This is a genomic window from Ciceribacter sichuanensis (assembly GCF_024055605.1).
Classification (GTDB): Bacteria; Pseudomonadota; Alphaproteobacteria; order Rhizobiales; family Rhizobiaceae; genus Allorhizobium; species Allorhizobium sichuanense.
Map to the genome: position 1 here is coordinate 168,758 of NZ_JAMXLX010000009.1, position 19,110 is coordinate 187,867.

Genomic DNA, 19,110 nt, shown 5'->3' on the forward strand with positions numbered 1-19,110 from the left:
CATGGCAGACAACCCCGCTATGCATCTCAATATTTCACCGCCGCTTTCGGCTTCGAAGCCGCTGCGCATCGGCGTGGCGACCGACAGGACGGGCGGGTTCGAGAACTGGCAGTTGCGGGTGCTGGATCGCATTGTCGGTGACGGCCGCTTCCGGCTTGAAGCCCTTATGTTGTGTCCGCCGCATGCGACGGAACGCAAAGCCTCATCGTTGCTTGGTCTGGCTTCGCGGCTGGAGCGGGCAACGCTTGGCCGCCTGCCGGCATTCGTCCCGCAGCATTTCGATCTCGATGCCCAACGGTTCGAGTTCATCGGCGACGGGACCGGTCGGGGAAGTGTGGGGCGCCTGACTGCCATCCTCAAGGATGTCGATCTGGTCCTCTGCCTCGGCGCGCAAGGATTGCCGGACGAAGCCTTGCGCCTGCTGCCGTTCGGGGAGTGGCATCTGTCGTTCTCGGCCCTGAGTTCGGGAGATATCGACTGGTCAGGTTATTCCAGCATCATCGGGAAGCAGGCGTCCACCGGGCTTAGGCTTCTCGTCCGGCGCGGAAATCCGGTCGAAACCCTGTCCATCGCGTCGTCGGCCTTCAACACGAAGTTCAGTGCCGTGCGAAACGGGGATTTCGTCAAGGAGCGCGCCGTGACGCTGGTCATGCGGGAACTCGGTCGCATCGCCGATACCGGGAACCTTGGCGATGCGGTGGCGGGAGACGAGCCGGCGCCTTCGGAAACGGCGCCATCCGATATGGATCTGTTGCGCTATGGATATTCTCTGTCGAGCGCGTTGCTCGGCCGGGCCGGCAAGGCGCTGATGTCGAAGATGGGCGGCGGTTCCGCCGTCTGGACGCTCTATACAGGTCGCGGCACGATCGACGATTTCGATCCGAGTCAGGCCGTTGAAATCGTGCCCGAGGACGACGAGATTCGCGCGGATCCCTTCATTCTGGAGCATGAGGGGAAGTGCTATCTCTTCTACGAGGCCTATGCGCAAGGGCAGCACAAGGCTCATATCGCGGTCAGCCGTTTCGTCGGCGACAAGCTGGAGCGGCTGGGCGTGGCGCTCGAATGCGACCATCATCTTTCCTACCCTTTCGTTTTCCGGCATGACGGCGATCTGTTCATGATGCCGGAAACCAACCAGGCGCGGCGGCTGGAGGTCTGGCGCTGTGTCGAATTCCCGCTCAAATGGGAGCTCTATTCGACCGCGCTGGTGGGGCTGTCGTCCGCCGACAGTTCGCTGACGTTCTATCAGGGCAAGTGGTGGCTCTTCACCAACCTCTCCGATTTCCACGCCTATGAGGATCATTGCAGCGAGTTGCATGTCTTTGAGGTGGACGGGCCGAAGCTCTCGCGCGTCGTGCCGCACAAGCGAAACCCGGTGGTCATCGACAGCACGATTGCCCGCAATGCCGGGCGCATGTTCGAGCGTAATGGAAGGCTCTACCGTCCGTCACAGCGTAACGAACACGGCATCTACGGCTACGGACTCAACATCATGGAGATCGAACAGCTGGATCTCGATACCTATCGGGAGCGTTGCATTCGCACGATCACTCCGGATTTCAAACCGGGCCTGATGGGCTGCCACCACTTCGACGCCGGCGGCGGGCGATATGTCATTGATGCGAGGTTGACGCTCTAGTGGATTTCCCGCCGGAATTGCCTGGGGATCAGGACCGATAGCGCAGCCCGACGGATGTGCCGGAGGTGAGTGCCGCGACCGCACCGAAGAAGCCTTCCGGGACAGCGAGGTCGAGAAGGCTCCAGTCATCCGGCGTGCCGATAGTGTCGTCGAGGCGTTCCAGCCTGAGCGTCGTCTCGCTTCCGAGAGACACATCGAAGGCATCGAGCGCCAGTGACAGGCCGGCACCATGGGCCTTCACAAAGGCCTCCTTGCGGGTCCAGCAGCGATAGAAGCCCGGAATATAGAGATGCTGCGGCATGGCACGCAGGATCGCGCATTCCTTGGGTGAGAAGAAGTGTCCCGCAATATCTTCCTCCATCGGCCTTGCCTGCTCGATGTCGACGCCGAGCGGGAAGCGATCCGATATAGCCAGTACGGCGCGGTCGGCGCTGTGGCTGAGGTTGAAATGCAGGTCCTCACGGCTTGCCGAAGTAAGGTAGGGTTTGCCGAAGTCGTTATAGGCGAAGGTCAGCTTCCTTGGCGCAATGCCGAGATAGTCCCCGAGGATGAGGCGCAGCCGCCCCCTGCCGGCGACGTAGCGCATGGCGTCGCGCTCCTTGATGAAGCGGGCGGCACGGATGACCTCATCCGTCGAGAGTAGCGTCGAAAGTCGAGCGATTTCGTCGTCAGACTGGTCGAGCGACCAGCTCCAGATATCGACCAGCGCGAGGTCGGGTCGGGTTTCAGTCTGTGCCGTTCGCGCAAGCATCTCAGGAAATCCCCGGCGTTGCGACAAGGTTGCGCTCTGGCGTAGCATTCTGGCGAGCCATCTTGCGGGCAAAATACTGCATGAGCGGAAGAGGGTAGTTCTCCCCGAGGCCGATGCGGCAGGTGCGTTTCAGAATATCGAGGGAGCGAGGGCAGGCGTTCGGCGAATAATCGATCTTCCTCTCCGCCCAGGCGAATGGGTTCATCTTCGGATGAATGGCCCGCTGCTCCAGTATCGGTTGCCAGAAGGTGTAGACGTGGCGGCTGGAGTCGTGCAGGCGATAGACGCCGCGCTTGTTGCGGGCCGCGAAGGATTTCGCTTCTTCCTCGCTGTCGAAGATGACGTGCAGGCCGGCGGCATTGGCCCGGTCGTTATGCGGGCCGACATGCAGTTCCCCGCCGTCTTCCAGTATTCGGGAGAGGGCGTCGTAGCGCCGGCGCATCCGCCGCACCATCGGGTCGAGCTTCTTGAGCTGGACATTGAGCATGGCGCCCTGAATCTGGCTCGCCTTCATGTTGATACCGGGGAGAAGTGGTTCGTTGGCGTTGTCGAGATGGCCGCGGAACACCGAGCCGATGTCGTGATACATGCGGGCGCGGGCAAAGAAGTGATCGTCATTGGTGACGATCGCGCCGCCTTCGCCGATACTGATGTTCTTGAACTGGTTGAAGCTGAAGGCGCCGATATCGCCTATGGTGCCGGCGCGCCTGCCCTTGTAGCTGAGACCGACCGCTTGGCAGGCGTCCTCGATCACCAGCAGACCGTGTTCGCGGGCAATGCGCATGATGCTGTCCATGTCGCAGACCATGTTGGCCATATGAACGGGGATGATGGCGCGGGTGTTGGGGGTGATCTTGCGCAGGATATCGGCGGGATCGATCGTCAGCGTCTGGTCGATCTCGACAAGAACAGGGACAGCACCGACGGCAAGAGGCGCGGCGGCCGTGGCAATCCAAGTATAGGCCGGCACCAGAACCTCGTCGCCCGGGCCGATGCCAGCTGCAACGAGTGCGGCGATCAGCGCACCGGTTCCGCTGCTCGTCGTCAGCACATGTTTGACGCCGAAGCTTTTGGAAAAGGCCGTCTCGAAACGTGTGAGAGGGCCGCCATCGCCGTTGCCGTAACGGGAGAGGCGGCCGGAAGCGATGACCGGTGCTATCGCCAGCCATTCCCTTAAGCCAACACGTGCCATGACCCCCTCCATCGACGCGCAGTTTTCCAATATCTCCAGAGCCTATGCGCTCTTTCAGGACGTTTCAAAACGGACATCCGGCTTAGGATCGTGTGGTTGCTTAAGCCGCAGGTCCGACGGAATGGGTACGCCCGGAGCCGTCGCTACCCACATTGGCCAAGTTCCGGAAATTGGCCAGTTTGCTACCAATTGAAGGCCACAATGAGGGGACATCAGGGCGTGGCAAAAGGGGTGTAGTATGAGTGTGCGTGATCTGCGAACCGCTCCGCGGGATACCCTGCTTTATGCCGATGTTGCCATCATCGGCGCCGGGCCGGCGGGACTGGCCATTGCACGGGAACTCGCGAACACCTCCATCAAGGTTCTGCTGATCGAGAGCGGTGGCTTTGAATTCGACGGCGAGACGCAATTGCTCAATCGGGTCGAAAATGTCGGTCAGCCCTCGCGCAACGAGGCGTCCGAGAGGCTCGGTCGTGGCTACACTGCCAGCCTTGCATGGCTCAACGATATTCCCGCTTTCGAATTGCGCAACCGCTGCCTTGGCGGCAGCACCCACACATGGGTCGGCAAATGCGCCGCCTTTGACGAGGTCGATTTCCGGCAGCGAGCCTGGCTGCCCGGCTCGGGATGGCCGTTCCCCCGCCAGAGCTTGGACGCGGCGCTCGAACGGGCCGCGGATTTGCTCAATCTCGGGCCGAATTTGTATGATGAGCGCCTTAATGGCCTCCTGCGTTCTCCCCCGCGAGACAGTGGTGTCGATCATCACCTGCTGCGTTCGTTCTTCTGGCAATTCAGCCATCAACGCACGGTGCGGGGCGAGCCGATGCGTTTTGTGGACGTCGCGCGCGACCTCAAGGCACCGAACATCGATATCCTGACCTATGGCACGGTGACCCGGATCAATGTCGAGCCGTCGGGGCGCCGGGTAGCCTCCCTCGATGTCCGCAGCCTTGGCGATAACAAGGCCTCCATCCATGCCCGCACGGTCGTGCTTTGCTCCGGTGGCGTGGAGAATGCGCGGCTGCTGCTTGCCTCCAATTCGGTGATGCCGAACGGCATCGGCAATGGTTCGGATGTGGTCGGGCGGTACCTCGCCGATCATCCGCGCACGGTGATCGCCCGCTTCAAAGGCCCCGATATCGACCGCGTTGCGGAGCATTTCGGTTTCTTCGGCCTCACCCACAAAGGCCGCTCGCATTTCTACCTGCACGGCATGTCGCTCAGTCCGGAACTGCAGGAGCGGGAAAAGCTGATGAACTGCGCCACCTATCCCGTCCAGACCTTCGCGTCCGACGATCCCTGGGCCGCGGTGAAGCGGATCTCCCGTGGCTCCGGTTCGCGTTTGCCGGGCGATATCGCCACCGTTCTGCGTTCGCCGGGTCTGGTAGCCGGGGGGCTCTACAACAGGCTCATCCGCAAGCGCGGCCTGCCGCGCAAATCCGCCGAACTGCGTTTCGACGTCATGGTCGAGCAACCGCCGAACCCGGACAGCCGGGTGACGCTGTCGCGCATGAGCGACCGTTTCGGTACCCCCCTTCCGAAGGTGGACTGGAAGATCGGCTCGACCGAGCGGGAAAGCGTCAAGCGGCTGGCGCGATTGATGGCCAGCGAGTTTACCCGTGTCGGCCTGCCGAGACCGGCGCTGGCCGAGTGGATCGTCAATGATGGCGACGGGGAAGGGGTCTTTATGGACATGGCCCATCCGTCCGGTACGACGCGGATGGGGACAGATCCCGCCACCAGCGTCGTCGATGCCGATACCATGGTGCATGGCGTGGACGGGCTCTTCATCGCCGGCAGTTCTGTCTTCCCGACCGCAGGGCATGCCAATCCCACCCTGATGATCCTGGCGCTGGCGATCCGGCTGGCCGATCATCTCAAGGCCCGCAATCACAAGACTGCGACGCCCGAGCGTGACGATGCGAGGGATGGTGGCACTTTCAGCGGCGCCACCTCCTGATATTCCTTACTCAGTCGGTCGTCGTCAGACGAGTGACGCCAGCGTTTCCCGCAGTTCCGCGAGCAGCGACTTCTGGACCGGAACGCCGAGTTCCCGGTTGCGGGCGCGGGCCTCGTAACGGCGTTGCGACGGCAGCCGGGCGCCCTGACCGGTAATGGCGTCGAACATCTTTTCCGCCCGCTGCATGTTTTCGACCATTGCTCCGCCGAGGAATACCTTCGGATCGAGGGCGATGATCAGTTCGCCATGGCAGGGGGTGACGCCGGCACCATCGTCGAAGGCCATGGATTCGGCACTGGTCATGTCGGCGATCAGCGGGCCGGCCATCAGTTCGATCATGGCCGAGAGAGCGGATCCCTTGTGGCCGCCGAAGGTGAGCATGGCGCCCTTCAGGGCTTCGGTCGGGTCGGTGGTGTCGTTGCCGTCACTGTCGATGCCCCAGCCGAGCGGAATGGTCTTGCCGGCGCGGCGGTGCAGTTCGATCTCTCCGCGGGCTGCGGCACTGGTGGCGAAATCGAAGACGAAAGGATTGGGACCGGGGCGCGGCCAGCCGAAGGCGAGCGGATTGGTGCCGAAGACCGGCTTCTTGCCGCCGGCCGGAGCGACCCAGCTATGGCTTGGCGTCATGACCAGCGACACTAGCCCGGCGCTGGCGATGTCCTCCACTTCCGGCCAGAGCGCGGAGAAGTGGTAGCAATTGTTGATCGCCATGGCGGCGATGCCGAGCGTGTTTGCCTTCTCGACGAGATGCGGCAGGCCTTCACGGAAAGCGAGCAGCGAATAGCCGTAGCGGGCATCGACCTTGACGACGCCGGGGGCGGAGGCATCCACCTCGGGCACGGCATTCAGGCTGACCTTGCCCTTGCGGGTGGTGGGAACGAAACCGAGCAGACGCCAGAGGCCGTGGGAATAGCATTCGTCCCGCTGGGCGGTGACCACCGATCTGGCGATCGCTTCGGCATGGCCTGCGGACAGGCCGAGGCCGAGCAGAATCCCGGTTGCGAGCTTCGTTGCATCTTCCACGGGGATGAATTCGATATCTGCGGACATTGCTGGCGTTCCTGTCGGTCGCGTCTGTGTGTTGTCTGTCTCGGTTTTGCGTCCGCAATTGCGCGAAAACAAAGAGATAGAGCATTGGGGCGATTCTGTTGTCGCCGGAAACGCTCTATCAGTCGGGCGTCAAAACGAGAATGGGCCGCCGGTGAAAAGCGCATGCCGGCCCATTTCAGCCGATAAGGTGTCGATGGTTGTCAGGCGAAGGGGTCGTTCGGTCCCTTGGCCGGCTGGGTAAACCATTGCGGGCCGGTGGCGGTCATGTGGATGTGGTCCTCGAGCCGCACGCCGAAGCTGCCGGGAACGACGATCATCGGCTCGTTGGAGAAGCACATGCCTTCCGCGAGCGCCGTGCGATTGCCTCGTACGATGAAGGGCTCCTCGTGGATTTCGAGGCCGAGGCCGTGGCCGGCGCGATGGGGCAGGCCGGGCAGGCGGTAGTCCGGGCCGAGACCATTGCGGGCGAGCACGGCGCGCGCCGCATCGTCAAGGCTTTCGCACGGTGCGCCGATCTTTGCGGCTTCGAACACGGCCTGCTGTGCCTCGCGCTCCATCGCCCAGATGCGGGTGAATTCTTCGGTCGGCTCATCGAGCATGTAGGTGCGGGTCAGGTCGGAATGATAACCGTCGATCCGGCAGCCGGTATCGACCAGAACGATGTCGCCGGCTTGCAGGATCTGATCGCCATCGGCTCCATGCGGCAGGGAGGTCGCCTCGCCGAAGGAAACGATGCAGAAGCTGGAGCCGCCCTCGCCGCCGCGTGCCCGGTGTTCGTCGTCGATGAAGCGGACGACTTCGGAGGCACGAATGCCCGGTTTCAGGATGCCGTGGGCTCGCTTGTGCACGTCGAGCGTGAGGTTCATCGCATACTGGATGATGGCGATTTCGGCTGGCGATTTCCGCAGGCGCTGGCTGCGGATGATCGGGCCGCCATCGACAATCCGCTCTGCGCCAAGTTCACGAACCAGGGCATGATAAACGAAAAGCGCGACGGCATCGTCGATGGCGAGGCTCTTGCCTGCGCCGAGAAGTGAGGCAACCAGTGCGGCGCTGCTTTCCTCTTCCTGCCAGACACAGATCTCACCCGGCAGATGCGGCAGGCTTTCGACCCGGCTCTGCTCGAAGCCCGGCACGATGTAATAAAGCGCCGTCGGCGTCACCAGCGCGCCGAGAAGACGCTCGCTTGCATGCCAGACAAGGCCGGTGAAATACCGCAGGCTTTCCGTCGGTCCGAGCAGTACGCCACCAAGGCTGGCCTTTTCGATGGTGGAGCGCAGCCGGGAGAGCCTTGCCAGTCTTTCTTCGTCGGAAATACGCGGCGCTGGGGTGCTCGGCGTCATCTTGTGTTCCTTTGTATCATGGTCGTGTCGGGGTCGTGGCGCCCCGGCCGGTCACGCCGTGCGGCGGAGTGCCGAACGGCCGAATGTCAGTTGAAACGGTCCGGGCGGAAGGGGGCGAGCGATATGCCGGTGGCGCGGCCCGCAACGAGGTCCGAAACCAGTTTTCCGGTGGCGGCCGATTGCGTCAATCCCAGATGCCCGTGACCGAAAGCATAAACGACCGAACGGCTTGCCTTCGAATAGCCGATGACCGGCAGGCAATCGGGCAGCGACGGGCGGAAGCCCATCCATTCCGTTCCGCCGCGCGTATCCAGTTCCGGCAGAAAGCGGCCGGCCTTGGCCAGCAGGTTCTTCGACCGGTTATAGTTGGGGGCGAGATCGAGGCCGCCAAGTTCGACCGCGCCGCCGACCCGGATGCCCTGCGCAAGTGGTGTCACGACGAAGGCGTGATCGTTGAAATAGAGCTGGCGTTTCAGGTCGAAGGACTGGGTCGGCAGTGTGGTGTTGTAGCCCCGCTCCGTGTCCAGCGGTACGCGGTCGCCAAGTCTGGTGGCGAGCTTCTTCGACCAAGCGCCGCCGGCCAGCACCACAGTTCCGGCTTCAATGGTCTCGCCATTGGCGAGCGTGATGGTCGCGCCGTCGCCGGTTGCGGCAATGTCGGTAACGTCGGCGGTCCGAAGAGCTGCGCCGGCAGCCTCTGCCTGCGCGCATACCGCCCGGGTGAATTCCTTGGGGTCGTTGATCTGCACGCCGGAAACCGAATACATCGCATGCCGGAAATGGGGAGCGAGGCCCGGCTGCAATTCCTCGATTTCCTTGCGGTTTACACGCCTGAACTCGAAGCCGGCCTTTTCCTTCTCACGCCAGTCATGGGCGGCGGCGTTGAAGCTTTCCTCGCTGTCATAAAGGTCCAGCGTGCCGGTGTTGTCGAAGAAGGTGGCAAGCTCCGGAATGGCGCGGATGCGGGCCATTTCGGCTGCCGCAAGCTCCATCATCGCGGTCTGCGTGACGATGCCCTGTTCGAAGACCTTGCGTGAGCTGGCGCGCCAGAAATGCCAGAGCCAGGGGGCGATCTTCAATGCGTAGGCCGGCCGGATGCTGAGCGGGCCGAGCGGGTCGAGGAGCCATTTCGGGGCCTTGAACATCACACCGGGAGACGGGATCGGGATGATCTCGGGGAAAGCCAGAATGCCGGCGTTTCCGGCGCTTGCGCCTGCGGCGGGTCCCGTGCGGTCGAGAATTACAACGCTGCGGCCCTGTTGTTGAAGATGGAGGGCCGACATGGCACCAACAATTCCGGCACCGATAACGACAACATCGGCTTTCGTTTGAGCAGGCATCGGAGAATTCTCTTGCTGTTTGATTGATCTGGTTGCGGGTCAGGTGAAATGGATCAGAGGTCGCCGATCGATACGGCGTGGTTCATGTCGCGCGCGATGTATTCCTGGATCTGGCGCACGATCTGTTCCGCATGGGCGATGGCGAGGCGATCGGACCGCTCGACATCTCCCGAGTCGATTGCTGCGATCATATCCTCATGCTCCTGCACGTATTGCAGCGGCAGACGATCATCGAAGGTCGAGTAATAGAGCCGAAGAATGCGCCGGCCTTCATCCAGAAGACGGGCGAAGAAGGTGGTGTAGTAGGGATTGCCGCCCAGTTCGGCGATGGCGACGTGGAATTCGCGGTTCGCCTCGATCATCGCGTAGGCGTCCTGCGCCTTCACGGCGGCTTCGAATTCGTTCTGGTGCTTGCGGATCGTGGCCATGATCGCCGGGTTCTTGCGCGCGGCGGCGGCGCGGGTGGTGACCCGGTACATCAGCGTCAGCGCATCGAAATAGGTGGGCAGCGTGGCGAAGTCGATGGTCGCAACGATGGTATTGCGGTTCGGTAGTGTGGTGACAAGCCCGTCGGAGGCGAGGCGGAGCAGGGCTTCGCGGATCGGCGTGCGCGACATGCCGAAGCGATCCGAAAGCCGCACCTCGTCGAGCGGGCTGCCTGGCGGCAGGGCCATCGCCAGAATCTCCTGGCGCAGGGTGGTGTAGACGGTCTGCGTGCCGGAGCCGCGGGAGCGTGGCGTTTCGGCGGTATCGTCCGAAGTGGTGGGTTCGAGCATCGTGACAGCCGATCCGTTTGTGTTGAAGTATATGTAGACATACTGTCGACATTTCTTCGACGCAAGTTGTTTCTCGGCCTGCGACCTCGTGGCGGGCAGTGATTTCATCGCTGACTGACGGGGATATCGTCCGGTACGGGACGAAAGAGTACGGCCACTGGCGGACGTTATCCAGAATATAAGAAAATTCGGAAATTTGCCTTATTTGACGCCACCTTCTGCCTGGGAATTCGGCAATTGCATGCATCGCAAATCTATGTAACAAAATACATGTGGTTGCGCTGGGGAGAGCCGGCCACATTTGGGAGCAGAAATATATCCAATGAATATGCGGAGCGGAGTGGAGACGCTTCGTTGTCCAAACAAGGAATATTTTTGGGAGGAAAGCCATGTCGCGGGCAGAACTGTCCGTATCGTCGCTTTCGATCAAGTCGGCGCTGGTGATCGATGATCACCCGCTTTATTGCGATGCTCTTGCGACGACGATGGAGAGCATCTTCAATACCCGTCGGATTCGAACAGCGACTACGCTAGGCGAGGCACTGCATCAAATACGCATGCGGTTTTCGCCGGATCTCGTCATTCTGGATCTCAACCTGCCCGATGCGTCGGGCCTGAGCGGTTTCTTGAAGATAAAGGAAAAGATGCCGGATGTTCCGGTGATCGTCATTTCGGCGATCACGACGGAAGGTGTTGTACATTCCGTGATTTCCGCCGGAGCGGCGGGGTTCATACCGAAAGAAACCGGGCGGCAGGTGTTCCAGGAGGCCATGACGGATATCTGGAACGGCAAGACCTATGTGCCGCCGGGCTATGCCATGCCGGCCCGTCCGAAGGAAGGCGATCGTTCCGTCGAGACCATCTCGCGCAAGATCGCCCATCTCTCGCAGCAACAGACGCGCATTCTCAGCCTGATCTGCGAGGGCATGCCGAACAAGCTGATCGCCTACGAGATGCAACTCGCGGAAGCGACCGTCAAGGCGCATATCACTGCGCTCTTGCGGCGGCTTGGCGTGCACAACCGCACGCAGGCGGCGATGCTGGTGAGGGAGGTTTCCATCCGCCATAACCTTCAATAGGAGGCCATGGCGGAAACAAACTACCTTGCCCGTGAGGACAGCCAGCGGAGGACGGCAGGCGGGTGACGGCGCTACGGGAGGCTCTTGATAACAGGCCCGCGAGAGCGGTGCGCATTGCCGTGTCTCATGCCGGCGATACGACGGAGGCTGTCCTCGACATCCGCCGCCAGTTATCGACTGCGCGGCCGAGTTTCGTCCTGCTTTTCCTGCCCTGTCGGCTGGCGACGGACGCGTTGCCAACCGCACTTGCCGATATCATGCCGGAGACGGTGGTGTTCGGCTGCACGACCGCCGGCCAGATAACGCCGCGCGGATATGACAGCGATGCGCTCGTCGCGATCGCGTTCGAGCGCAGTCATTTCCGTGTGGCGTCGGCCCTGTTTTCCCCGATCTCGCCGCTGTCCATCGCCGATGTGGTTTCACAGGCCGAACGGCTTTCCGCCCAGTTCGGCAGCACGCCGGGACGCCATCGTCTGGCGCTGATCTTTGCCGACGGCTTGTCGAAGCAGGAGGATATCCTCGTCGCCACGCTGGAGGCGGGGCTTGCGGATATCCCTGTCTTCGGCGGCTCCGCAGGCGATGGGCTACGTTTCCGGGAGACAAAGGTTCTGCGCGACGGCAGGTTTCACAGCAACGCGGCGCTTCTCTTGTTGCTGGAAACAGACCTCGATTTCCGTGGCCTCGGTTTCGATCATTTCCAGCCGACGGAAAGCCGCATGGTCGTGACCCGCGCGGTTCCGGAGGAGCGCCTGGTTCTGGAGATCAACGGCTCCCCGGCGGCGGAGGAATATGCGCGGCTTGTCGGCGTTTCGGTCGAGGAACTTTCTCCCGCCATTTTTGCCGAAAATCCCGTGCTGGTGCGCAATCGTGACCTCTATCATGTGCGCGCCATCCAGCAGATCCACGGCGAGAATGGTCTGACCTTCCTGTCGGCGATCGATGACGGACTGCTCCTGACGCTGGGGCGGGGCAAGGAGATCATCCGCACCCTCGACAGCGGACTGACGGTGACCGACGACCAGGGCGCCGAGCCCGATTTCATCCTCGGTTTCGACTGTTATCTCAGGAAGCTGGAGATCGAACGTAAGGGATTGGCCGACGAAGCATCGGAACGGTTCCGTCAGCATAGGGTGGTCGGCTTCAGCACCTATGGCGAACAGCATCTCGGCGTGCATGTGAACCAGACCTTCGTCGGCGTCGCCTTCTTCCGGCCGAGAAGGGGGGCGGTGCCGTGATCGATCCGAGCGATCCTCCCGAAGTCCAGATCGCCAAGCAGGCGCGGATCATCGAGGCGCTGATCAACCGCGCCGAGCGTGGTCATGAGGTGGGCGGCACGGCCTATTCGCTGTTCCAGTCGGCCATCACGCTTCAGGCCAAGGTGTGGGAGAAGACCAAGGATCTGGAAAAGGCGCTGGATACGCTGGGCCGGGCGTCGAGCGAGCTGGAAATCGCCTACCAGACCCAGGAGAGGATGCAGCGCAACCTTGCCGATGCCATGGTTGCCATGGAGGGAGGCTTTGCCCTTTTTTCCGAGGATCGGTTGCAGGTCTGTAACACGCAGTTCCGGCGGCTTCTGCCCGATGTGGAGCCCTTGATAAAACCGGGACTCGCCTTCGATGATTATCTCCGGGCCGTCGAGGTCAGCAAGTCGCTGGCAAGCGAGGAGGATGCCGGGGTGAAAGCCGTGCGGCGGTCGCCGGCGAGCGGTTTGCCGGAGGCTCCGGGCCATGGCTTTTCCTCCTTTGTCATAGCGCTGCGCAATGACCGCTGGTTCCAGATTTCCTGTCGCCAGACGACGTCCGGCAATATCGCGGTTCTGCAGACGGAAATTACCGATCTGGTGCGGGAGAACCGGCGGGAGAAGGATCGCCTGATCGACCAGCAGGCCCATCTGCTGCAGGCCGCTTTCGACCACATGTCGCTCGGAGTCTGCACCTTTTCGTCGGACGGTGAACTCCTTGTGCATAACGAACGCTTCAGCGCGCTGCTTGGTCTGCCTTTACCCCTCCTGAAGAAGGGCGCGTCATTCCAGCGGATTCTCGAACATATCGAGCGCCATGAGATCGTCGACCGGAAATCGCGCCGGCCGGAACTTGCGCGCTGGTTCAAGGCATTGCGGCGGGGAGAGACCGTGCAGCAGCATTTTCGCAGGCGCGACGGCATGCGGCTCGACATGCGGCTGCACAGCCTGCCGGACGATGGCTTCATAGTGTCCCTCATGGATGTGACGGCGGAAACGGAGGCTGCGGCTCTGCTTGAACAGCGGGTTGCGGAACGCACGGCGGAACTGACCGAGGCGAACCGGCAATTGCAGGTGCATGCTGCGGAGCAGACGAAGATCGAAGGCGCGCTGCGGCTTGCCAAGGAGGCGGCCGAGTCGGCGCATGTTTCCAAGACGCGATTTCTGGCGGCCGCCAGCCACGATCTCCTGCAACCGATCAATGCCGCCAAGCTCTATCTCTCGACCTTGACGGAGACTGTTGAAGAAGGAGGTGCCAGAGAGGTCGTAAACCGTCTCAACCGCTCCTTCACCTCGATCGAGACGCTGCTGCAGGCGCTACTGGATATTTCCCGGTTGGACAGTTCCGGCGCCGAATTCAACATCACCTCCTTCTCCATCGGGAACATGCTGCAGGGGCTGAGCGAGGATCTCGCTCCGCTTGCCGCGGAAAAGAGGATCGAGCTCCGCATTGTTCCATCGAGCCGCTGGGTGACGAGCGATCAGCGCTATCTGATGCGCTCGGTTCAGAACCTCGTGGTCAACGCGATCCAGTATACCGAGCGCGGCAGGGTGCTGGTCGGCTGCCGGCTTGCGGGTACGCGCCTGCGCATCGAGGTATGGGACACCGGGATCGGCATATCGGAAACGGACCAGGCGCGGGTGTTCAAGGAATTCACCCGTGGCGGGGGAGGCAAGGGCACCGGCATGGGGCTGGGGCTTTCGATCGTGGAAAGGGCCTGCCGTCACCTCGATCACCCGGTACGGCTGGTGTCGCGTCCGGGGGTAGGCTCGATGTTCTCGATCGAGGTTCCGCTCGCAGCCCCCGGCCATGTCACTGTCTACGAAAATCCGGTGGTGGAGGCGGCCCCCACGGGCGATCTGGACCTGATTGTCATGGTCGTGGAAAACGATGCGGACGAACTGCATGCGATGACGCAGAAGCTCGAGGGCTGGGGCGCAAGCGTGCTTGCGGCCGGCTCGACGCTCGAGGCGATTTCCCTGATGCAGGAGATCGGGACCCCGCCGGACATTGTACTTGCCGACTACCAGCTCGATGAGGAGGACAATGGCATCGAGACGATCCGAACGCTCAGGGCGCTTGCCGGTTGTGAAATCCCGGCCATCATCATTTCCGCCAACCGGCATCGCGATTTTCAGGCGCAGGCGGACGAGATGTCCTTTGCCGTGCTGACCAAGCCGGTGCAGCTCGTGCGTCTCAGGGCGTTGATCGACTGGAAGACCCGTGCGCGGGTGGCGTGACGGCGATCAGGGGCTCATATCCATATGGCTCCCAATACCGACCAATGTCTGCGGTGACGAGACAATCGTGGCGGCATTAGGCTCTTCATAAAAAGGGAGGTTTGCAATGCGTCTTTTCGTGCTTCTTCTCGTGATGCTCGGCTCTGCCGCGACAGCATCGGCTGCCGGAACCTACGATCTTCTCTTTCACAAAGGGGGGCTTTCCGGCCTTCACGTTCCGGCCTCTGCGAGTGCCGGAAAAGAGCCGCCGGATGCGCTGCTTTACGATCGGGTGCTTTTGTCGGGAAAGAAGGGCGAGGCGCCGGATAACGACAATATCGGCCTGCAACTCTCTGCCGACGACAACGTGGCGCTGATCCTGCGGCAAGGTCCCCGAATGCGGTCGCTCGGCAATTTCCCGGCTTCGGTGGGCAATCCGCTCATCATGTATTTCCTCGAAAGCACATTGTCGGATGTCGCCGCGCAGTCCGGCGGAAGCCCCTATTACATCCGCAATCGCATCAAGGAGGCCTTGATGAAGGATGCGGAGATCGTTCCGGTTTCGGTGCATCTCGGGGATCGCGACATCGCCGCGCAGAAGGTGACGTTGCGTCCGCTCGAAAAGGACAAGGCGCGGAGCAAGATGGGACGTTTTGCCGAGCTGGCGCTCTCTGTCACCGTATCGGAACAGGTGCCTGGCTGGCTCTATTCGCTGGAGGCAAATGTCCCTGAGGGGCAGGGGCCGGAAGATGCGGGTTATCGCAACGCGATCAAGCTGACGGACAAGGGCGAGGCCAAGCCATGAAGCGGCTGGCAGCCTGCCTTCTTGTGGTGTCGGCTTTCGCTGCGCCTGCGTTGGGGCAAAGCCTGACGGAGCGGCTGAACGATTATCCGACGGAGGCGCGCGCCGATTACGTCTTCGGTTGCATGGCTGCAAACGGCGAAAACCGCAATGTCCTCAGGCAATGCGCCTGTTCCATCGATGTGATCGCTTCCATCCTGCCTTACGAAAAATATGTCGAGGCCGAGACCGTGCTGACCTTGCAGCAGGGGGCGGGCGAGCAGCTTTCGATGTTCAAGAGTGCGGTCGTTCCGCGTGGTATGGTCACCGAACTGAGACGGGCACAGGCCGAGGCGGAGATGCGTTGCTTCTAAACCGTCTCCCTCAGGCCGGCGGACGTTTCGGCAGGACGCGGTCGAAGACGTTGCCCTCCGTATCGACCGCGTGAATGGTAAGCTCAGGCGAACCATCATCGATATAGGTAAAGCGGAAGGTCGGGTTTTCGCTGATCGATATGCCGCCCTGCAGGGAAAACAGCAGTTCCTTGCCCTGCCGCACCTCCAGTTCTGTGATGAAGTGGGCGCCGATGAAGAGCTGTGTGATCTGGTCGCGTTGCAGGCCTGAATAATTCGGATGCCGGATCATGATCTGTGCTTCCCGCGGAACGGCCGGAGCGGCGTTCCCCGTATCGAAGCTTCTCAGCCGCATTTCGCCCATGCCCTTTAGCGCAGCCGTGGGATCCTTTGTTGCCGGGGCGGAGCAGCCGCCGGACGCCTTGACGAAGCGGCCGGTCATGTAGCTGGCGTTCGGGGTCGTGGCGATCACCCGGATGTTGGAATACTGGTTGACGCGTACCCGGGTCTCGAATTTCAACGGCATCATCGCCGGTCCGAAACGGATTTCCGCTGCAACCGGCGACGGGTTTTCATCGATCACCAGCTTGATCGACGAAATGGGAACGTCCTTCACGCCCGTCTGCTCGATGGTGATCGGCACGGTGGCCGCGTCGTCGGCGCGATAGGGGGCGGTCAGGGTGAGCAGGCTTGCGCCGTCGAGTAGATGGACGTCGCCCACGATGTCACCGCGGATGTCATTCCAGGTGGCGCTTTCGACGATCGGATTGACAGGCGGATCATCAGCAAGCGCGATGCCGGCCGAGAGCAGAAGCGAGAGAGCTGCAAGTGCTTGTCTCATGGGTGCGATGTCCCCCTCTGATGTTGGTGACGCAATACCCGGGCACTCATGCTCGTTATCATAAGCCATATCGGATGCGCGAAAAAGCGAGCCTTTCGGATGTGTTGTGAGGTTGCTGTCATGGACGCAGCTTCGGTGGGAGACTTGTGTTAAGAAGCGGGATTGGCCGATGTTCGAGGCTTTCGTTTCCCTGTGTCTGATGTCCGCCGTGGAGGCGACAGGTGCGGCCTCCGCCGGACAACTGTGCCGTATGGCCTTGCTGCCGGGGCATGCGGCGGAGAGAAAGGCAGAGTGCGAGGAAGGGCTGAAGCATCTGCCGGCGTCATGGCTTTCCGGTTTCTCGCTTGCCGAACGCTTTTGCGCGCCACGTCCCAAGTCAAAGCTGGAATTCACAGAAGTGGCACCCGGCCTGTTTGTCCATCGAGGTGCTGTGGCGGAGCCCGACGCGGGTAATGCCGGCGACGTTTCCAACATCGTGTTTATCGTGGGAAAGCAAAGCGTCGCGGTCATCGACGCCGGCGGTTCTCGACAGGTGGGGGAGGAGGCCTATCTCGCAGTTCGCGAACGGACACCGTTGCCGATATCCCATCTGATACTGACCCATGTACATCCCGACCACGTCTTTGGTGCCGAGCCATTGCAGGAAGCCGGGGCGCTGATCATCGGGCAGCAAAACCTGCCGCGGGCGCTGGCGGAGCGAGCTGATAGCTACCGGACCAGTTTCCTGAGGTTGATCGGAGACCTCCCTTTTCTCGGAAGCCATATCGTTGCACCGGACCGGGTGGTGTCCGACGTCGAGACGATCGACCTCGGCGACCGCGTGATCGAGTTCAAGGCATGGCCGACAGCCCATACCTCCTCGGATCTTACCGTGTTCGACCGACAGACTGCGACGCTGATCGCCGGAGACCTGCTGTTCGACGAGCATGCCCCGGCACTCGATGGTTCGCTCAAGGGTTGGCGCTCGGTGCTGGGCGAACTTACCCGGATCAAGGCCGCCCGTGCTGTGCCGGGCCATGGCGGGCCCGTGCTTGACTGGCCAGTTGGTGCTGCGGCGCTCACCTATTATCTGGAAGTGCTGGAAGAGGAGACGCGAGCGGCCATCCGCTCGGGCGTGCCCCTTGCTGAAGCGTCCCGTAGCATCGGCAAGGGCGAAGCGGGGAAGTGGGCGTTGTTCGACCTCTACAATCCACGCAACGCGACTGCGGCCTATACCGAACTCGAATGGGAATAGGGCGCCGCTTCTTTTCTTAAGCGGCACGTGTCAGTGCGGGACCTGCTTCAGCAGGAGCTGGGCGATGGCGTAGGCGCGCTTTTCGATGATGACGGGCGTTTCGCAGACATAGGTCAGCGCCTGCGATCGATCCTTGTAGATACGCTCGTCCCAGTCGATCTGTTCTTCCAGCTTGTCGATACGGTCGAAGTCCTGGCTCTTTTCGGAGGTCAGTTTCGCCATTTCGGTGCGGCTGTTGTCGATCTTCTTCGACAGTGCGATCTGGTTGCGGGAATAGCGCGCGATGCCGCTGATCAGGCGGTGGCGGTCTTCCGCGAGCTTGTCGAAGGCGTCGTAGAAGATGTTGCCGAGCAATTGCACATCGGCGGCCGGAGTCTTTTCGAGAAAGGCCCGAACCTGCATTTCCGCCTCTTCGAGGTTCACTCGTCGCAAGGCGAGCAAGGAGGCAAGATCGGCTGCTTCCGGAGGCAGGGGCGTTCTGGTCACAGGGGTCGGCCACATCAGTCCCGGCGACAGATTCTCGACCTTGCGCTGGATACATGGCCAGTCCGGATCGGAAAAATCCGCGGCTCCGGTGGCGGCCGGCACAAGCGCCAGAAATAGCGCAAGGCGTGCGATCTTCATGACAATGTCCTCCCTGGCGCTAAGTATAGGCCTACTGACGGCGGTGCCAAAAGGGCCGATACACACACTAAGGTCGCAATTGTCACTGCGCTTGGCCCGTTTGTAATCTGTACCCAAGGCCGGAGAAGGTCTGCATCATACAAGCATTCGGGAGGCAATCCATGCGCACACGCGCTGCTCTGGCTGTTCAGGCCGGAAAACCCTTAGTCGTGACTGAAGTGGAGCTCGAAGGCCCGCGTGCCGGCGAGGTTTTGATCGAGGTAAAGGCGACGGGGATCTGCCATACCGACGATTTCACCCTGTCGGGCGCCGATCCGGAAGGCCTGTTCCCGGCGATCCTCGGCCATGAAGGTGCGGGCATCGTCGTCGATGTCGGACCGGGCGTCACCTCGGTGAAGAAGGGCGATCACGTCATCCCGCTCTACACGCCGGAATGCCGCGAATGCTATTCCTGTACCTCGCGCAAGACCAATCTGTGCACCTCGATCCGCGCCACCCAGGGCCAGGGGGTGATGCCCGACGGCACTTCGCGCTTTTCCATCGGCAAGGACAAGATCCATCACTACATGGGCTGCTCGACGTTTTCGAACTTCACCGTGTTGCCGGAAATCGCGGTCGCCAAGGTCAATCCCGACGCGCCCTTCGACAAGATCTGCTACATCGGCTGCGGCGTCACCACCGGCATCG

Annotated in this window: 17 protein-coding genes; 9 read left to right on the forward strand and 8 right to left on the reverse strand. The window is 61.7% G+C overall.

The window, feature by feature from the left end:
• The first annotated feature begins 1 nt into the window (after window position 1).
• Window positions 2–1,639, forward strand: a complete 1,638-nt coding sequence (locus NBH21_RS22280; protein WP_250915137.1) for a glucosamine inositolphosphorylceramide transferase family protein — start codon at window positions 2–4, stop codon at window positions 1,637–1,639.
• A gap of 28 nt (window positions 1,640–1,667) precedes the next feature.
• Here NBH21_RS22280 and NBH21_RS22285 read toward each other — a convergent pair whose 3' ends face one another.
• The gene (locus NBH21_RS22285) at window positions 1,668–2,390 is read right to left on the reverse strand and encodes a 4'-phosphopantetheinyl transferase family protein (protein ID WP_250915138.1); all 723 of its coding nucleotides are present in this window, start codon (window positions 2,388–2,390) and stop codon (window positions 1,668–1,670) included.
• A 1-nt stretch (window position 2,391) separates the two neighbouring features.
• Window positions 2,392–3,582 carry a DegT/DnrJ/EryC1/StrS family aminotransferase gene (locus tag NBH21_RS22290; RefSeq protein WP_250915139.1) on the reverse strand — a complete coding sequence of 397 codons (1,191 nt, stop codon included), beginning with the start codon at window positions 3,580–3,582 and terminating at the stop codon, window positions 2,392–2,394.
• A 238-nt stretch (window positions 3,583–3,820) separates the two neighbouring features.
• Between NBH21_RS22290 and NBH21_RS22295 the strand changes: the two genes are divergently transcribed.
• Window positions 3,821–5,542 carry an FAD-dependent oxidoreductase gene (locus NBH21_RS22295; protein ID WP_250915140.1) on the forward strand — a complete coding sequence of 574 codons (1,722 nt, stop codon included), beginning with the start codon at window positions 3,821–3,823 and terminating at the stop codon, window positions 5,540–5,542.
• 24 nt (window positions 5,543–5,566) lie between these two features.
• Here NBH21_RS22295 and NBH21_RS22300 read toward each other — a convergent pair whose 3' ends face one another.
• The 4 genes from NBH21_RS22300 to NBH21_RS22315 all read right to left on the reverse strand — a co-directional run bounded on the left by NBH21_RS22300 (window position 5,567) and on the right by NBH21_RS22315 (window position 10,051).
• Complete coding sequence (locus NBH21_RS22300; RefSeq protein ID WP_250915141.1) at window positions 5,567–6,592, reverse strand: Ldh family oxidoreductase; 1,026 nt, start codon at window positions 6,590–6,592, stop codon at window positions 5,567–5,569.
• Window positions 6,593–6,792: 200 nt separating this feature from the next.
• The gene (locus NBH21_RS22305) at window positions 6,793–7,935 is read right to left on the reverse strand and encodes a M24 family metallopeptidase (protein WP_250915142.1); all 1,143 of its coding nucleotides are present in this window, start codon (window positions 7,933–7,935) and stop codon (window positions 6,793–6,795) included.
• Between the two features lie 86 nt (window positions 7,936–8,021).
• Window positions 8,022–9,275 (reverse strand): NAD(P)/FAD-dependent oxidoreductase, encoded by a 1,254-nt coding sequence (locus NBH21_RS22310; protein ID WP_250915143.1) that lies wholly within the window; start codon window positions 9,273–9,275, stop codon window positions 8,022–8,024.
• Window positions 9,276–9,328: 53 nt separating this feature from the next.
• Window positions 9,329–10,051, reverse strand: coding sequence for a GntR family transcriptional regulator (locus tag NBH21_RS22315; protein ID WP_250915144.1), 723 nt, complete (start codon window positions 10,049–10,051; stop codon window positions 9,329–9,331).
• 389 nt (window positions 10,052–10,440) lie between these two features.
• Between NBH21_RS22315 and NBH21_RS22320 the strand changes: the two genes are divergently transcribed.
• The 5 genes from NBH21_RS22320 to NBH21_RS22340 all read left to right on the forward strand — a co-directional run bounded on the left by NBH21_RS22320 (window position 10,441) and on the right by NBH21_RS22340 (window position 15,745).
• Window positions 10,441–11,130, forward strand: a complete 690-nt coding sequence (locus tag NBH21_RS22320) for a response regulator (RefSeq protein ID WP_250915145.1) — start codon at window positions 10,441–10,443, stop codon at window positions 11,128–11,130.
• A gap of 62 nt (window positions 11,131–11,192) precedes the next feature.
• Entirely contained in the window at window positions 11,193–12,365 is a 1,173-nt protein-coding gene (locus NBH21_RS22325) for an FIST N-terminal domain-containing protein (protein ID WP_250915146.1), read from the forward strand.
• Window positions 12,362–14,611, forward strand: a complete 2,250-nt coding sequence (locus tag NBH21_RS22330; protein ID WP_250915147.1) for a hybrid sensor histidine kinase/response regulator — start codon at window positions 12,362–12,364, stop codon at window positions 14,609–14,611. The genes NBH21_RS22325 and NBH21_RS22330 overlap by 4 nt, the downstream gene beginning before the upstream one ends.
• Window positions 14,612–14,717: 106 nt before the next feature.
• Window positions 14,718–15,395: a hypothetical protein gene (locus NBH21_RS22335; protein WP_250915148.1), complete on the forward strand. Its 678-nt coding sequence runs from the start codon at window positions 14,718–14,720 to the stop codon at window positions 15,393–15,395.
• Window positions 15,392–15,745, forward strand: coding sequence for a hypothetical protein (locus NBH21_RS22340; protein ID WP_250915149.1), 354 nt, complete (start codon window positions 15,392–15,394; stop codon window positions 15,743–15,745). Before NBH21_RS22335 ends, NBH21_RS22340 begins: the two co-directional genes overlap by 4 nt.
• Before the next feature lie 10 nt (window positions 15,746–15,755).
• Here the strand turns inward: NBH21_RS22340 and NBH21_RS22345 are convergent, their stop codons facing one another.
• Complete coding sequence (locus NBH21_RS22345; protein WP_250915150.1) at window positions 15,756–16,565, reverse strand: quinoprotein dehydrogenase-associated SoxYZ-like carrier; 810 nt, start codon at window positions 16,563–16,565, stop codon at window positions 15,756–15,758.
• A gap of 169 nt (window positions 16,566–16,734) precedes the next feature.
• Between NBH21_RS22345 and NBH21_RS22350 the strand changes: the two genes are divergently transcribed.
• Window positions 16,735–17,799, forward strand: a complete 1,065-nt coding sequence (locus tag NBH21_RS22350; protein WP_250915151.1) for a quinoprotein relay system zinc metallohydrolase 2 — start codon at window positions 16,735–16,737, stop codon at window positions 17,797–17,799.
• A gap of 30 nt (window positions 17,800–17,829) precedes the next feature.
• Here NBH21_RS22350 and NBH21_RS22355 read toward each other — a convergent pair whose 3' ends face one another.
• On the reverse strand, window positions 17,830–18,423 hold the full coding sequence (locus NBH21_RS22355; protein ID WP_250915152.1) for a hypothetical protein: 594 nt from the start codon (window positions 18,421–18,423) through the stop codon (window positions 17,830–17,832).
• 161 nt (window positions 18,424–18,584) lie between these two features.
• Here NBH21_RS22355 and NBH21_RS22360 point away from each other — a divergent pair.
• A partial coding sequence (locus tag NBH21_RS22360) for an alcohol dehydrogenase catalytic domain-containing protein (RefSeq protein ID WP_252759584.1) occupies window positions 18,585–19,110 on the forward strand: 526 nt, incomplete at its 3' end.

Coding starts and splice junctions, on each gene's coding strand:
- NBH21_RS22335 (WP_250915148.1), top strand. CDS start 14,718: ATGCGTCTTTTCGTGCTTCTTCTCGTGATGCTCGGCTCTGCCGCGACA.
- NBH21_RS22290 (WP_250915139.1), bottom strand. CDS start 3,582: ATGGCACGTGTTGGCTTAAGGGAATGGCTGGCGATAGCACCGGTCATC.
- NBH21_RS22315 (WP_250915144.1), bottom strand. CDS start 10,051: ATGCTCGAACCCACCACTTCGGACGATACCGCCGAAACGCCACGCTCC.
- NBH21_RS22345 (WP_250915150.1), bottom strand. CDS start 16,565: ATGAGACAAGCACTTGCAGCTCTCTCGCTTCTGCTCTCGGCCGGCATC.
- NBH21_RS22305 (WP_250915142.1), bottom strand. CDS start 7,935: ATGACGCCGAGCACCCCAGCGCCGCGTATTTCCGACGAAGAAAGACTG.
- NBH21_RS22285 (WP_250915138.1), bottom strand. CDS start 2,390: ATGCTTGCGCGAACGGCACAGACTGAAACCCGACCCGACCTCGCGCTG.
- NBH21_RS22350 (WP_250915151.1), top strand. CDS start 16,735: ATGTTCGAGGCTTTCGTTTCCCTGTGTCTGATGTCCGCCGTGGAGGCG.
- NBH21_RS22280 (WP_250915137.1), top strand. CDS start 2: ATGGCAGACAACCCCGCTATGCATCTCAATATTTCACCGCCGCTTTCG.
- NBH21_RS22340 (WP_250915149.1), top strand. CDS start 15,392: ATGAAGCGGCTGGCAGCCTGCCTTCTTGTGGTGTCGGCTTTCGCTGCG.
- NBH21_RS22355 (WP_250915152.1), bottom strand. CDS start 18,423: ATGAAGATCGCACGCCTTGCGCTATTTCTGGCGCTTGTGCCGGCCGCC.
- NBH21_RS22300 (WP_250915141.1), bottom strand. CDS start 6,592: ATGTCCGCAGATATCGAATTCATCCCCGTGGAAGATGCAACGAAGCTC.
- NBH21_RS22310 (WP_250915143.1), bottom strand. CDS start 9,275: ATGCCTGCTCAAACGAAAGCCGATGTTGTCGTTATCGGTGCCGGAATT.
- NBH21_RS22320 (WP_250915145.1), top strand. CDS start 10,441: ATGTCGCGGGCAGAACTGTCCGTATCGTCGCTTTCGATCAAGTCGGCG.
- NBH21_RS22295 (WP_250915140.1), top strand. CDS start 3,821: ATGAGTGTGCGTGATCTGCGAACCGCTCCGCGGGATACCCTGCTTTAT.